Source organism: Polaribacter pectinis (assembly GCF_014352875.1).
GTDB classification, from domain to species: domain Bacteria; phylum Bacteroidota; class Bacteroidia; order Flavobacteriales; family Flavobacteriaceae; genus Polaribacter; species Polaribacter pectinis.
This window is the reverse complement of sequence record NZ_CP060695.1, coordinates 1,294,106-1,307,540: the sequence shown is the minus strand read 5'-3', so window position 1 is coordinate 1,307,540 and position 13,435 is coordinate 1,294,106. Positions and strand designations below refer to the sequence as shown.

At 29.2% G+C, this 13,435-nt stretch carries 14 protein-coding genes; 3 read left to right on the top strand and 11 right to left on the bottom strand.

From position 1 onward, the window contains the following. Positions 1–9: 9 nt before the first annotated feature. From H9W90_RS06160 to H9W90_RS06145, 4 genes are all read right to left on the bottom strand, one after another. A complete protein-coding gene (locus H9W90_RS06160) occupies positions 10–564 on the bottom strand; it encodes a hypothetical protein (protein ID WP_187483575.1) in 555 nt (184 codons plus the stop codon). Between the two features lie 192 nt (positions 565–756). Beyond that, entirely contained in the window at positions 757–1,308 is a 552-nt protein-coding gene (locus tag H9W90_RS06155; protein WP_187483574.1) for a hypothetical protein, read from the bottom strand. A gap of 304 nt (positions 1,309–1,612) precedes the next feature. After that, entirely contained in the window at positions 1,613–2,491 is an 879-nt protein-coding gene (locus H9W90_RS06150; RefSeq protein WP_187483573.1) for a mechanosensitive ion channel family protein, read from the bottom strand. A gap of 49 nt (positions 2,492–2,540) precedes the next feature. Continuing rightward, positions 2,541–3,041: a Dps family protein gene (locus H9W90_RS06145; RefSeq protein WP_187483572.1), complete on the bottom strand. Its 501-nt coding sequence runs from the start codon at positions 3,039–3,041 to the stop codon at positions 2,541–2,543. Between the two features lie 272 nt (positions 3,042–3,313). Between H9W90_RS06145 and H9W90_RS06140 the strand changes: the two genes are divergently transcribed. Further along, positions 3,314–3,652: a DUF4870 domain-containing protein gene (locus H9W90_RS06140; protein ID WP_187483571.1), complete on the top strand. Its 339-nt coding sequence runs from the start codon at positions 3,314–3,316 to the stop codon at positions 3,650–3,652. 165 nt (positions 3,653–3,817) lie between these two features. Here H9W90_RS06140 and H9W90_RS06135 read toward each other — a convergent pair whose 3' ends face one another. The 4 genes from H9W90_RS06135 to H9W90_RS06120 are packed head-to-tail and all read right to left on the bottom strand — an operon-like array spanning position 3,818 to position 7,912. Beyond that, positions 3,818–4,252 carry a DUF4268 domain-containing protein gene (locus tag H9W90_RS06135; RefSeq protein ID WP_187483570.1) on the bottom strand — a complete coding sequence of 145 codons (435 nt, stop codon included), beginning with the start codon at positions 4,250–4,252 and terminating at the stop codon, positions 3,818–3,820. Positions 4,253–4,301: 49 nt separating this feature from the next. Then, on the bottom strand, positions 4,302–4,883 hold the full coding sequence (locus H9W90_RS06130) for a MiaE family protein (protein ID WP_187483569.1): 582 nt from the start codon (positions 4,881–4,883) through the stop codon (positions 4,302–4,304). After that, positions 4,877–7,075, bottom strand: coding sequence for a SulP family inorganic anion transporter (locus H9W90_RS06125; RefSeq protein ID WP_187483568.1), 2,199 nt, complete (start codon positions 7,073–7,075; stop codon positions 4,877–4,879). Before H9W90_RS06125 ends, H9W90_RS06130 begins: the two co-directional genes overlap by 7 nt. A 3-nt stretch (positions 7,076–7,078) precedes the next feature. Then, positions 7,079–7,912 carry a universal stress protein gene (locus H9W90_RS06120; protein WP_187483567.1) on the bottom strand — a complete coding sequence of 278 codons (834 nt, stop codon included), beginning with the start codon at positions 7,910–7,912 and terminating at the stop codon, positions 7,079–7,081. A gap of 125 nt (positions 7,913–8,037) precedes the next feature. Between H9W90_RS06120 and H9W90_RS06115 the strand changes: the two genes are divergently transcribed. Beyond that, a complete protein-coding gene (locus H9W90_RS06115) occupies positions 8,038–9,876 on the top strand; it encodes a cation:proton antiporter (protein ID WP_187483566.1) in 1,839 nt (612 codons plus the stop codon). Here the strand turns inward: H9W90_RS06115 and dnaX are convergent. Further along, complete coding sequence (dnaX, locus tag H9W90_RS06110; protein ID WP_187483565.1) at positions 9,871–11,571, bottom strand: DNA polymerase III subunit gamma/tau; 1,701 nt, start codon at positions 11,569–11,571, stop codon at positions 9,871–9,873. The genes H9W90_RS06115 and dnaX overlap by 6 nt on opposite strands. Positions 11,572–11,919: 348 nt before the next feature. On the opposite strand from dnaX, the gene msrA reads away from it, so the two are divergent. Further along, entirely contained in the window at positions 11,920–12,576 is a 657-nt protein-coding gene (gene msrA, locus H9W90_RS06105) for a peptide-methionine (S)-S-oxide reductase MsrA (RefSeq protein ID WP_187483564.1), read from the top strand. A gap of 163 nt (positions 12,577–12,739) precedes the next feature. Here msrA and H9W90_RS06100 read toward each other — a convergent pair whose 3' ends face one another. Continuing rightward, a complete protein-coding gene (locus H9W90_RS06100; RefSeq protein WP_187483563.1) occupies positions 12,740–13,042 on the bottom strand; it encodes a helix-turn-helix domain-containing protein in 303 nt (100 codons plus the stop codon). After that, entirely contained in the window at positions 13,020–13,370 is a 351-nt protein-coding gene (locus tag H9W90_RS06095) for a type II toxin-antitoxin system RelE/ParE family toxin (protein ID WP_367890067.1), read from the bottom strand. Before H9W90_RS06095 ends, H9W90_RS06100 begins: the two co-directional genes overlap by 23 nt. Positions 13,371–13,435 lie beyond the last annotated feature (65 nt).

Sequence of the window (13,435 nt, the reverse complement as noted above, 5' to 3'; positions counted from 1 at the left end):
GAAGGAATATTATTTCATGATGTTATAATCTGTTACTGTAACTTTTATTTTTTCTCCATTAGATAGTTCTAATGTATAAGTACCTTCTTTTTGAATTCTATTATTAACGATTGTATGCATGATACCAGTTGTATCTTCAATCCTATTTATAGAAATTTTATCTGTATCAGTTTTAACTTTAATTCCTCTTTTTGTAAGTGTAAAGTTTAAGTTTAAATCATCAGATTTTAAGTAATTAAATTTTACTTCTTTATCATAAAATCTATCTTTATCATAGTCTAATCTAATTCTTTTATTAACCTCTGTAGGCATATAAATAATATCTTGATTTAACTTTTTCTTATCTTTTGGATCTAACATTACTGGCGTATACTCTTCTGTAATTTCTAACTGTTTTACAACATAAGTATCGTTGTCATCATTAACAACAACTTTTGTTTTTAAGTTACTTACTTTCCATGAATCTGACATGTCTTTGTCTGCCATTTTGCTGTTTTTACTTTGTGCAATTGTTGTTGTTGCAGATAATAATAATGCGATTACTGTTAATTTTAATGTTTTCATAATTTATATGTTTTTATATTTAATAATAATTATACTGTTTGTTACTAATGTAAAGGTATACCTAAATTAAGGCTTACAATAGCTCATTTAGATTAGATGATAACTCATATAATGAGTAGTTTAGGTGCTCTGTAAATAGAAAAGGCCAACACAGTTTGTGTTGACCTTTTCTATGAAAAAATTAGAGGGGTATTATTTCATGATATTATAATCGGTAACTGTAATTTCAATTTCTTCTCTATTAGATAATTCTAAAATATAAGTACCTTCTTTTTGAATTCTGTTTTTTACAATTGATCTTTTGTAACCAGTTTTATCAATAATATTGTTAATCTTTACTTTGTTATCTGCTTTTACTTTAATACCAGTTTTGGTTAAAGTAAAATCTAAATTTACTTTATCAGATTTTACATAATTAAATTTTACTTCTTTATCATAAGAAACATCCTTATCATGATCTAATCTAATTTTTTTACTTACCTCTGTTGGCATATAGATAATGTCTTGGTTTAGTTTATATCTATCTTTTGGATCTAACATTACTGGAGTAAATTCTTCAGTAACTTCTAATTGTTTTACTAAATACGTGTCATTGTCATCAGTTACAACAACAGTTTTTTCGAAATCACTTACAAGCCATCTGTCTGACATATCTTTATCTGCCATATCTCTATTTGAGTCTTGTGCAACAATTGCCGTGGCTGAAAATAATAATGTGAATAATGTAATTTTTAAAGTTTTCATAATGTATATGTTTTAATGATTAATAATAATATTTTAGTAACTTTTTCTTACTAATACAAAGATATACTCATATTAAAAACTCTCTTTGCTCATCTAATTTAGATTTTATCTCATATAATTTATTCTTAATTTTTTTTTGGTGTTTTATTAGGAATAGTTTATCTAAACCTGTCATTCTTTAAGTTTATTTATGAATTGTATTGCAAAAAAGAGAATTCTTATTTATTTTAATATTTTTTAAAAAAATAAAAGTGAACACAGATTGTGTTCACTTTATAATTCAAATAAATATGTTTTAGATTTTTTAATTTGCAGAGACTTTTTCTCGAGCAATATTATTTTTCACATTTAATTTATTGGTAAATTCTAATGTTCTAATTGGGAATGGAATATTAATATCTTCTTTATCAAATGCTTTTTTAATTTCTATCATTGCTTTACTTTTTGCTTTTAATCTCTCTAAAGCGTTTTCAGAGTCTATCCAAAATCTACATAAAAAATTAATAGAACTATCTCCAAATTCTGTGTAATAGAACTCAACGTCTTTCCCTATTTCTTTTTGATTAAAATTAGTTCTAATTGTATCTATTGTTAATTGTTCTACCATTTCTAAATCTGCTCCATATTCTACACCACATTCTATAGCAATTCTCATTTTTGTGGTTAAAGAATAGTTTTTAAAAGGACTTTCTAAAATAGTTTTGTTAGGTATAACAACCATATTGTTATCTGCTTCTTTAATTACAAAGTAATTTAGGTTTATATCCATAACTTCACCAGAATAACCACTAGTTTCTACCCAATTACCAATATTTAAATTCTTTCTAAAAGATAGAACTACACCAGAAATGGTGTTAGAAAGTGTTCCTTGTAAAGCTAAACCAATAACAATACCAGATACACCTGCAGCAGATACAATTGTTTTTAATGTATCATCGAATTTTAAAACTGTCATTGCTAAATACAAACCAACTAAAATGGTAACACCAGATGCAACTCTAGATACTAAATCTCTAACAGATTTTTGTCTAATTCTTTTTCCTATTGTCTTGTTAACTATAGAATTCATTGCTCTAGAAGCAAAATAAGCTACAACTAAAACTACTAATGCTATGGCAATGTTGGGTATATTTTTAATAAAAATATCTTTCCAAGTTTCTAATTTTTCTACTACTTTATTCATGTTAATTTATATTTATATTGGGTGGTGATTAATTTTTTTATAGAACTGATTATTTTACAAAACTGCTATTTAGTTCATCTTCAGTATTTTTAGACCAGGCATTTAACATCCAAGTAGATTTTTCTAATTCTCTAATGTAGGCGCCTATTAAATCTACAGTTCCTTCATCTGAAGCTTTATTAGCTCTGTCTATAACTTTTGCTAATTGTTCTAATAAAATTCTATGATCGTTAATAATGTTTTCTACCATTTCTATGTCAGACAATAAAGAACTAGATTCTTTAATTCTAGAAATTTCTATATAATCAGACAAATTACTAATTGGGTGATACCTTAACGTAACAATACGCTCTGCAACTTCATCAATTTTAATTCTTGTGTCATTATACATTTCTTCGAATCTAATGTGTAACTCAAAAAAATTCTTTCCTAAAATGTTCCAATGATAATTTCTTAATTTTTGATAATACACATGATAATCTGCCAATAGAACATTCAATTCAGATACCACAGGTAAAACTTTTTCGTTGTCTATATTTAAATAATTCATGATGTGTGTTTTAATTAATAATTGTTTTAACAAAGATAAAATCAAAGAGAAGTTTCTCCTTGCTCATTTAATTTCTATCTTAACTCATATCAATAATTAGCATTGTTTTTAAGATTTTATTAAGAATAATACTGCTAAATGCAATGTTTTGAGTTATTTATTAAACATTTTTCAGCATAAATAAGAAATCATGTTCTTTCTGGTTCTTTTAAAAACTGTAACAAAACAACTAATTATGCGTCTAATAAATACACCAACTAAATTTAAAAAAGATGAAAGAAGATAAACAACTATTAGTAATTACCCATTTAAGTCAGTTATTAGATTTTATAACAGGTATTGGCGGTTTTATAGTACCACTAGTATTGTGGCTAACAAAAAAAGATGAAATTAGAGGAATGGATTTTCACGGAAAAGCAATTCTAAACTTTAGAATTTCCATGTTTATATACTTATTAATATGTATTCCGTTAATTTTGTTATTCGGTTTAGGTATTTTAGGATTTATCGCAATCGGAATTTTTTACTTAATATTTCCAATCATAAATGCAATAAAAACAAGTAATAACGAAGAACCAAACTATCCATTTAGTATTAATTTTATTAAATAGAAAAAGAAAAAGTAATTTTAGAAATCGCTCTCAATGGGCGATTTTTTTTATGGCGTTACCTTTCAGGTCAGGCTTTTCGTTGCAATCTTTTTTCTAAAAAGAAAAAAGGATTTCCACTGCAATCCTTAACGCGGGCTAGTTTAAAAGCATTTTGCAGTTAGAAACTTATATTGCCTGATTTATAAAGTCCTCATATTCGTAGAAGAAAAGCTCAAATTTTGGCATTGTTTCCATGTAAAACTCATAACAATCTCGCCAAGTATTTTTATTATAAATGCTAAATTTTCCTTCAAACGGAACATAAATTCTATGAATAATTTTACCACTTTTTAGTTCGTAAGTAGCATCAAAAATAACTTCCGGAAGTTCCGTTTCTAACAATACTTTTAATGAAATCATTTGGTCGTAAAGCAACTCATTAGCAATATCTTCTGGATGTTCTATATCTAAGCAAACCATGGCTTTTTTTCTATCCGCCACAAACTTAAAAGCAAAACCTTTAATTTTGGTATTATACAACAACCATTTTCTAGGAAACGATTTCCCAAAACTTGTCCAAAATTCTTTGCGTAATTTTTCTGATTCTTCTCTGCTAAACATGCTTTAGAGTTTACTGTTCAAAAGTTCAAAGTAATAAGTTTGAATCTTTTTATCCATGAATTTTAGCTGAATTTCCACGCTCTTTCATCATTTCTGCTTCAAAGGCTAATAAGGCATTCCATTTTTTATCAACGATTTCTCTGTCTTGGTATTCTCGTGCAAATTGTAAAAAAGTGCTGTAATGGCCCGCTTCAGAAATCATTAAATTTTTATAAAATTTAGATAATTCTTCATCTTCCATGTTTTCAGAAAACACTTTAAATCGCTCGCAACTTCTTGCTTCAATTAAAGCAGCAACTAATAAACGTTGCACCAAAGCATCTGTTCTATCTTTTGTTTTATTAAAGAATTTTTGCAATCTAATGGCGTAATCGTTTTTTTGTTCACGACCTAAAACCATACCTCGTTTTACCATTAATAAATGCACCATTTTAAAGTGTTGCATTTCTTCAATAGCAATATTGCTCATTTCTTTTACAAGTTCAGTTTCTTCAGAATAATTAATAATGATAGAAACTGCATTTGAAGCTGCTTTTTGCTCTAAAAAAGCATGATCTGTTAATATTTGCTCTAAATTTACTTTGGCAATTTCTGCCCAAGAAGTTGCTGTTTCAAACTGTAATCCTAACATTTTTCTATAATTTTTCTTAAACTCGAACCAAAATAGGCGAGTGCTTTCATTTCTTTTACACTAGCCAAACGTTCATTACCAATTACTAAAAGTCCTTCTTTAGAAGCTTCAATATGATATTGTTTATTGCTTTCAAAAAACAAAATTAGTTCATCTGTAAAAAAGTCTCTAATTTTTTCTTCACTTTTTCCCGATAAATAAAAACGTTTGCTAAAATCTGGATGAGCATCAATGTCAATATCCTTATAACCTGCAAAATGATAGATATATTCAAAAATTCCTTCTTTATCTAAAGTAAAATCAGGAATATCTTTTTTAGTATGAATATGTAACATAGTTGCTTTAATAATTTGTTTTGCAATCAGTTCTCCTTCAGAAAATTGTACGTCTAAAAGTGTACAATTTTCATTAGAAAGTTCGTTAGAAACTTTATCTATTCTACGAGTTTTAAAATAACCAAAAGCAGGTAATTCTTCCATTTCATGTTTAGAAAAAGCATTGTATTCCCAATGCATTTCTTCACTAACTGCTTCAATCGATTTTTGTCTTTTTGTTAAAACTCCTTCTTTAGGAACCATTTGTTTTGGTAAAATTTTACGTAATGCAAATGGGTGTTCACTTCCAGATTTAGAATCATCTAAACCAATTACCTCAAAATGTCCGCCTTTTCTTTCAAATGTTTCTGCATAATTACTCATGTTTTCCATAACAGAATGGTCTACAAAATCACAGAGAGAAAAATCGATAATTGCTTCTTGGTCTTCAGGAATTTGATTTAGCTTGGCTTTAAGTTTTGTAAAGTTTAAAAAACTTGAGAAATTCTTAACACTAACGTAATATTTATCATCTTCTTTAAACATTAAAACGTTCGGTTTTAAAGCGTTTTTAACAAAGAGCATTAAGTTTTTATTAATAATAACATGTATGATAAATGTTGCGAAAATTCCTGCTAAAATCCCCGAAATTAAACTGGTAGCAATGGTTGTAAATAGAGTTATTAGAAAAATAATTAATTGCTCACTTCCAATTTTAAATACTTTTTTAATATTTTCTGGTGAAGCCAATTTGTAACCTGTATATACTAATATTGCAGCCAAAGCTGGTAATGGAATTTTACGCAATTCAGAAGCAAATAACAATATAAATACAACAAGAAAAGCAGCGTGAAAAAAGTTTGCAGACCTATTAGAACCTTTGTTATGAACATTTACAGAACTTCTAGCGATAACAGTTACTACATTTAAGCCGCCTAAAAAACCACTAATAACAGTTGCTAAACCCAAAGATTTAATATCTCTATTTACGTTAGATCTTCTTTTTAAAGGATCTAATTTATCCACAGCTTTTATGCTTAATAAACTTTCTATACTTGCAATTAAAGTAATACCAATAACTGCATTTATAAAGTTAGCAGTGTATATTTTACCAAAATCTGGAAAAGCAAAATTAGATAAAATGTCATTTGGTAAACTGATTAGTAAATCTTCGTGAATTGGATATTCTGCAGCAGAAAACAAATCGAAATAATAATACATTCCTACACTTAAAACCACAATCCACATTGGCGCAGGAATTAATTGAAAATAGCGATTTCTTATTTTGCTATAAAAAATCATAATTAACAAACTTACAATTCCTACTATACCAGCATAAAGCATACTAGAATTATCTGTTTTTACAAGATTTAAAATTCCTTCTGGTACTTTAATTAACAACTCTATAATGCTTCCTTTTGTATCTAAACTTCCTAACATTACATGAATTTGTTTGGCAAAAATACCAATACCAATTGCAGCTAACATTCCTTGTATTGCAGACGCAGGAAAGAAATCGCCTAAAGAACCCATTCTTAAAAAGCCAAGAATGATCATAATAATCCCAGAAATTACAATAGCAGCCAATGTAAATAAATAACCTTGGTACATATCTCCATTTCCTAAAACAGTTATTGCTGCTAAAATAACAACTACTAAACCATTTCCTGGACCTGTAATAGTTACATGAGAACCTCCAATAAGTGAAACTACAGTTCCACCAACAATTGCTGCTATGATTCCAGAAATTGGTGGCGCTCCAGAAGCCAAAGCCAAACCTAAACCTAAAGGAAGTGCAATTAAAGAAACCACAAAACCAGAAAAAAGGTTTTTGGGTATATCGCTAACAAATGTTTTAAAAGTATTTTTCTTTGTCATCTTTTATTTTACAATTAAAACATCTGTTGGTAATTCAGATAAAATATATTCAATATCATGAGGGAAAATTCTGTCTAAAAAACCAAGTTTGGTGGGTGCATTCATTACCAATAGATCTGCTCTTTTAACTTTAGCATAATGTCCTATAGAATAACCTCTTGTACCAAAAATACTTTGTGTTTTTACAGAAATATCATCTGCATTTATTTCTTTTAGAATACTTTTAACACGTTGTTCTTCTCTTGTTTTTAAACGCTCTTTTGCAATGGTTGTTTCTCGTAAAGTCTTGTCGTCGTTTACTTTTACATGCAATTCATCTTGACTAATTTCTTCAACTATTGTATTTTTTTTACATTTTAAATGATTTGCAACTACAAAAGCTGTTTTTATAGTTTCTTCTGTTTTTTCGTCTTGTAAACCATTAACTACAATGTGTTTACAAAGAACTCTTTTAATAGAAGGTTTTATCAATAATAATACAGAGCAAGGTGCTTTTCTAGTAATTTTTCTTGCAATAGAACCAACATAATATCTTAATAGATTTTCTTGTTGAATGGCGCCTAAAATCAACAAATCTATGTTTTCTTTGGTACAAGTTTCTAAAATAACATCTACTGGTTTACCTTCTTGCCAAATGGTTTTTAAAGGTTTGTGTAATACATCTGCTTCAGATAAAAGCTGCTTTAAAGTTGCTTCTTTTTCGTTCGATTTTTCACCAACATGAACGCCAACTAATTCAGCTTCAAATAAATTAGCTAATCTAACAGCTTCAAATAAGTTCGGTTTTAAATTGGGTGAAAAGGCAATTCCAATTAAAATGGTTTTAATATTTTGCAAAAAGGGAGTTTAAACTAGGTTATTGGCACAAGATAGGAAACTTTATAAGAAAGAAAAAAACTATGATTTTTATTTTTAGGATACACAAACATTCTTAAATTTACATTTCAACGATACAAATATTTATGTTAGAATTAGCGGGAATTATCATTTTAGGAATATTAGCACAATGGGTTGCATGGAAATTTAAAATTCCTGCAATTTTACCTTTAATATTAATAGGTTTGTTAGTTGGTCCAATTGCTGCAGAATTTTTAAGCGAAGATGGTACCAAATGGATAGAACCAATTTGGAATGGCGAAAAAGGGCTCTTTCCTGGTGGTAGTTTGTATTATTTTGTTTCTCTAGCAATTAGTATTATTCTTTTTGAAGGTGGTTTAACACTTAAAAGAAGTGAAATTAAAAATGTTGGACCAGTAATTACAAAGTTAATTACATTAGGTTCTGCAGTTACATTTTTTGGTGCAGGAATTGTTGCTCATTATATTTTTGATTTAGGTTGGGATTTATCTTTCCTTTTTTCTGGATTAATAATTGTTACTGGACCAACAGTAATTACACCAATTTTAAGAAACATACCTTTAAAGAAAGATATTTCTACTGTTTTAAAATGGGAAGGAATTTTAATAGACCCAATTGGTGCTTTGGTTGCCGTTTTGGTTTTTGAGTTTATAAGTGTTGGAGGTGGAGGAGGATTCACAAAAACTGCTTTGTTAGAGTTTGGTAAAATTTTATTATTCGGAACAACTTTTGGGTTTACTTTTGCTCATGCACTGGCTTTTGCAGTCAATAAAAAATTAATTCCTCATTACCTTTTAAACGTAGTTTCTTTATCTGCAGTCTTATTGGTGTTTGTTTTGTCTGAAACTTTTGCACATGAATCTGGGCTTTTAGCTGTGGTTGTTATGGGTATGGTTTTAGGAAATGGAAAATTAAAAAACTTAAAAGAATTACTATATTTTAAAGAATCTTTAAGCATATTATTAATTTCCATGCTTTTTATTTTACTTGCTGCAAATATCAATATTGAAGACTTAATGTTGTTGTATACTTGGAAAACGGCTGCGTTATTTGCAATTGTGGTTTTTATAATTAGACCTTTAGCAGTGTTTTTAAGTACGTATAATTCCAATTTAAAATTCAATGAGAAACTATTTATTAGTTGGGTTGGACCAAGAGGAATTGTAGCAGCAGGAATCGCTTCTTTATTCGGAAGTAAATTACTAAAAGAAGGAGTAGAGGGTGCAGAATATATTACACCTTTGGTTTTTATGATTGTTTTAGGAACCGTTTTATTAAACGCAACTACAGCAAGGATGTTTGCAAAAATAGTGGGCGTTTTTCTTAAAAAATCGGATGCTATTTTATTTGTTGGAGCCTCAAACTCTGCTAGATTAATTGCCAATTATTTAAAAGGAAAAGGAAAAAGAGTTATTTTAATTGATTCTAATAAAAACTTTATTGAGCAAGCTATAAATGCTGATTTAGAAGCACTGAAAGTTGATATTTATGACGATGAATTAACAGATAATATAGAGTTGAATGATGTAGGTTATTTAATTGCTTTAACAGGAAGTGATATGGTAAACAACCATGCAATTAATCGTTTTTCTAAAGTTTTTGGAGAACATGGTTCTTATAAATTAGCTTCGTCTAAAGAAATTAAAGAATCATCTACTATAGAAAGAGAAACCTTTTTTACACCAAATGATGACTACATTAATTTAAGTGAGGCATTTAGAGAAAATCCTGTAATTCATGAAGTAGAAGTAACGTCTAAAGAAGAATATTTAAAACTTTTAGAAATGCTTTCTAAAGAAGAAAAATCGGTACCATTATTTGTTGAAAAAGGATCAGGGATTTATTTAATTCCAGAATTTGAAAAAACAGAAGAGTCTAAAGAGAATTTAATATTGTCTTATTTAGGGAAGAAATTAGATTTACAAACAGAAAAAGTACTATAAATCCAGCTCAAAAGTTTGGCGTAATTTATCTAATAAAGGATTTAGCTCCTTTAATCTATTGTATTTTTCTTGTGGAGTATATGCAAACTTTTTCTCAATGGTTTCATTCACATTTGTGTCTATAGAAAGTCCATAATTATTTAGTTTTTCTCGTAAGAATTTTAATAATTTTGGTCTTCCTTTATGAAACTGATCTTGCATTAATTTATTAGGAAGCGTAAACTGAATTTTAAAGTTTTCATGCAATACAGGAACATCTGTGCCTATAATAGATGCCATACTTCTTTCTCCTTTTTGCAACATTAAAGCAGTGTATTCTTTCCATAAAGTTTGAAGCTGTTCTTGTGTAAAAACATCTTTTGGATGGCTGTCGTAATTTTCTTCAACATCAACCTTTTTAGTTTCTTTTTTCTGATGAATACTCTTTAAAGAAAAGGCAGAAGTACGTCTTTTTACATTCTCTAAAATAATTGGTTTTTTCGGTTGCGTTTTTGTTTCTGGAACAACTTGTTTTTGCTGCGGCTTAATTGTTTCAACCTTTTTCGGAATCGGTTTTGCAATTTCTTTTACAGCAGGAGAAAGCGCCTGAAAAAATGTAGCGGGAATTATGTAGTTAGGTGACTTTTTTTTTTCTCCATCAAAAGTGATAGAGGCAATCTGCATTAAAGATAATTCCACCAGCAAACGCTGATTTTTACTTGCTCTATAATTCAAATCGCATTGGTTTGCTTTGTCTATAGATTGCATTAAAAAAGGAATGCTTGCTTTGGTTGCTTGTGCTAAATATTTCTTTTTTGCAGCATCGCCAACTTCTAACAATTCTAACGTAGCTTTGTCTTTTGCAACTAACAAATCTCTAAAATGACTTGCCAATCCGTTTATAAAATGGTGTCCTTCAAAACCTTTTGCTAAAACAGCATTAAACGCATTTAAAACATCCGGAATTTTATTTCCCAACAACAAATCTGTCATTCCAAAATAGGTTTCGTAATCTAAAACGTTTAAGTTTTCTGTAACAGCTTCTCTAGTTAAATTCTTTCCAGAAAAACTAACAACTCTATCAAAAATAGATAAAGCATCTCGCATTGCGCCATCTGCTTTTTGTGCTATAATATGCAACGCATCATCTTCTGCAGTAATATTTTCTTTCTCGCAAATGGTTTTAAGATAGTTTTTTGCATCTAAAACACCAATTCTTTTAAAATCGAAAATCTGACAACGAGATAAAATAGTCGGAATTATTTTATGTTTTTCTGTAGTTGCTAAAATAAAAATAGCATGTGCAGGAGGTTCTTCTAACGTCTTTAAAAAAGCATTAAAAGCTGCTTGAGATAACATATGTACCTCATCTATAATATAAACTTTGTATTTTCCTGTTTGTGGTGGAATACGAACTTGGTCTGTTAAACTTCTAATATCATCTACAGAATTGTTAGAAGCAGCATCGAGTTCAAAAATATTAAAAGCAAAATCTTCGTCTTCAGAAAGTTCTGCATCTTGTTGGTTTATTTTCTTCGCCAAAATTCTAGCACAAGAAGTTTTACCAACTCCACGAGGTCCAGTAAACAATAAAGCTTGCGCTAAATGATTGTTTTTTATAGCATTCTCTAACGTATTTGTAATGGCTTGTTGCCCAATAACATCCTCGAAATTTTGAGGACGATACTTACGTGCAGAAACTATAAAATGCTCCATTTATCTTTTTTTTTGTCTGTTTGAGCACAGTCTAGAACTCTCAATAAACCTTTCGACTGCGCTCAAGGAGACAAGGTTTATTGTTTACTAATTGGGTTAACAAAAATAGTTATCTATGTTATTTTGCACAAGGAGGTTTCTTAACAAAATGCTAAAGTTGTAAACAAATTGTATAAAGAGCTTCTTTATTACGACTCATTAAGTAATTCAAATGTTATTTTTGAATTGAAAGTTCTTAAAATTATGCCGAGAATGTGTTTCATTTTCTCGGTGTAATTTTTTTATTGAAAAAAACATGAAAAGGTGTCTAATATAATTCTCTTAAAAGGGAAACTAAAAAACAAATAAATGAAAATTTTTAAGTCCGTATTTATAGTAAGTTGTGCCGTTTTGTTAATTTCTTGCTTTGGTTTTTCTAACAAAAAGGAAAGCAATACAAAAGCAACCTATATACCTACAGCAAAAACTGAAATCGCTTATTTTGCAAGTGGTTGTTTTTGGTGTGTAGAAGCAATTTTTGAAAGTGTAAATGGAGTAGAGGAAGCAGTTTCTGGTTATGCTGGTGGTAATACGCCAAACCCAACCTACGAAAAAATAGGAACAGGAAAAACTGGACATGCAGAAGCAGTTGCTGTCTATTACAATCCAGAAAAAGTGAGTTTTAAAACCTTGGTAACTGTCTTTTTTGGGTCACATAACCCAACTACAAAAAACGGACAACACCCAGATTATGGTTCTCAATACAGATCTATTGCTTTTTACAAAACAGCTGCAGAAAAGAAAATTATAGAAAACGAAATTACTAAACTGAATAAAGAAGTGTACGATGGTAAAATTGTTACCGAAGTTGCAGAACTAAAAAAGTTTTACAAAGCAGAAGACTACCACCAAGATTTTGAACGTAGAAACCCAAACCAAGGCTATGTAAAAGCAGTTTCTATTCCTCGATTAAATCGATTTAAAAAGAAGTTTCCTGAATTGTTGAAGGAAGGAAAAAGGCATTAAGGTTTATGTTTCGCTAACGTTTGTGTGTATGATTAGTTGCGTGGTTAAGCAACGAATTTAGTAAATAATCACGGAATAGAAAGTCCGCGAGGACTTTCGTAAGTAGGCGAGAACCAAGCAATTAATTATACACATTGTTGCCATTAGTACTTTTTTTCCGATTTTAAATGTCAACCGATAATTTTAAACTTCCGCCTAAACCTTCTCGTATTATTCTCATTAAAGTCGAAAGTCTGATATCACTTGCATTATTTTCGATTCTTGAAATATAATTTTTAGTTGTTCCTACTCTTTCCGCTAATTGTTGTTGAGTTAGTTTCTGTCTTTTTCTTGCTTCTTGAATTAAAACACCAATTCGAAAAGTCTCAAATTCTTCCTCAAATTTTTCTCGAGTTTCCGTTCCTTTCTCGCCATATTTATTATTAATATGTTCTTTCCAGCTTTTAGGATTTTCCTTTGTTTTCATAATATTTCTTTTTTAGCATTTCTGCTTTTTTAATTTCCTTTTTTGGTGTCTTTTGAGTTTTTTTCTGAAATGCGTTCAATAGCAGAATAACGTTTCCTTTGTCGAAGAAACAAAATACTCTGAAGATATTATTTCCAGATTTTACTCGTATTTCCCAAAGTCCATCCGTTCCAGTCATATGGTCGAAATATTGTTTAGGAACTATTTTTGTCCTTTCGATAAGTGAGATTGTCCAATCAAACTTGCTCTTAACTTTCGATTCAAGTTTATTGTAAAAATCCCAAAAGTGATTTTCATATGGGATTATCTCTCTTTCAAATTCAGCCAATTGTATCTGTTTTTTAATTCCAAAACAAAGTTACCTAAAAAGGCAACATTTTCCAAATTATTCAA

What these genes read in the sequence shown, in the direction of transcription:
- H9W90_RS06135 (WP_187483570.1), bottom strand. Translation starts at nt 4,252, where the DNA reads ATGTTTAGCAGAGAAGAATCAGAAAAATTACGCAAAGAATTTTGGACA.
- H9W90_RS06155 (WP_187483574.1), bottom strand. Translation starts at nt 1,308, where the DNA reads ATGAAAACTTTAAAAATTACATTATTCACATTATTATTTTCAGCCACG.
- H9W90_RS06100 (WP_187483563.1), bottom strand. Translation starts at nt 13,042, where the DNA reads ATGAAAACAAAGGAAAATCCTAAAAGCTGGAAAGAACATATTAATAAT.
- H9W90_RS06150 (WP_187483573.1), bottom strand. Translation starts at nt 2,491, where the DNA reads ATGAATAAAGTAGTAGAAAAATTAGAAACTTGGAAAGATATTTTTATT.
- H9W90_RS06130 (WP_187483569.1), bottom strand. Translation starts at nt 4,883, where the DNA reads ATGTTAGGATTACAGTTTGAAACAGCAACTTCTTGGGCAGAAATTGCC.
- H9W90_RS06145 (WP_187483572.1), bottom strand. Translation starts at nt 3,041, where the DNA reads ATGAATTATTTAAATATAGACAACGAAAAAGTTTTACCTGTGGTATCT.
- H9W90_RS06115 (WP_187483566.1), top strand. Translation starts at nt 8,038, where the DNA reads ATGTTAGAATTAGCGGGAATTATCATTTTAGGAATATTAGCACAATGG.
- H9W90_RS06125 (WP_187483568.1), bottom strand. Translation starts at nt 7,075, where the DNA reads ATGACAAAGAAAAATACTTTTAAAACATTTGTTAGCGATATACCCAAA.
- dnaX (WP_187483565.1), bottom strand. Translation starts at nt 11,571, where the DNA reads ATGGAGCATTTTATAGTTTCTGCACGTAAGTATCGTCCTCAAAATTTC.
- H9W90_RS06160 (WP_187483575.1), bottom strand. Translation starts at nt 564, where the DNA reads ATGAAAACATTAAAATTAACAGTAATCGCATTATTATTATCTGCAACA.
- H9W90_RS06140 (WP_187483571.1), top strand. Translation starts at nt 3,314, where the DNA reads ATGAAAGAAGATAAACAACTATTAGTAATTACCCATTTAAGTCAGTTA.
- msrA (WP_187483564.1), top strand. Translation starts at nt 11,920, where the DNA reads ATGAAAATTTTTAAGTCCGTATTTATAGTAAGTTGTGCCGTTTTGTTA.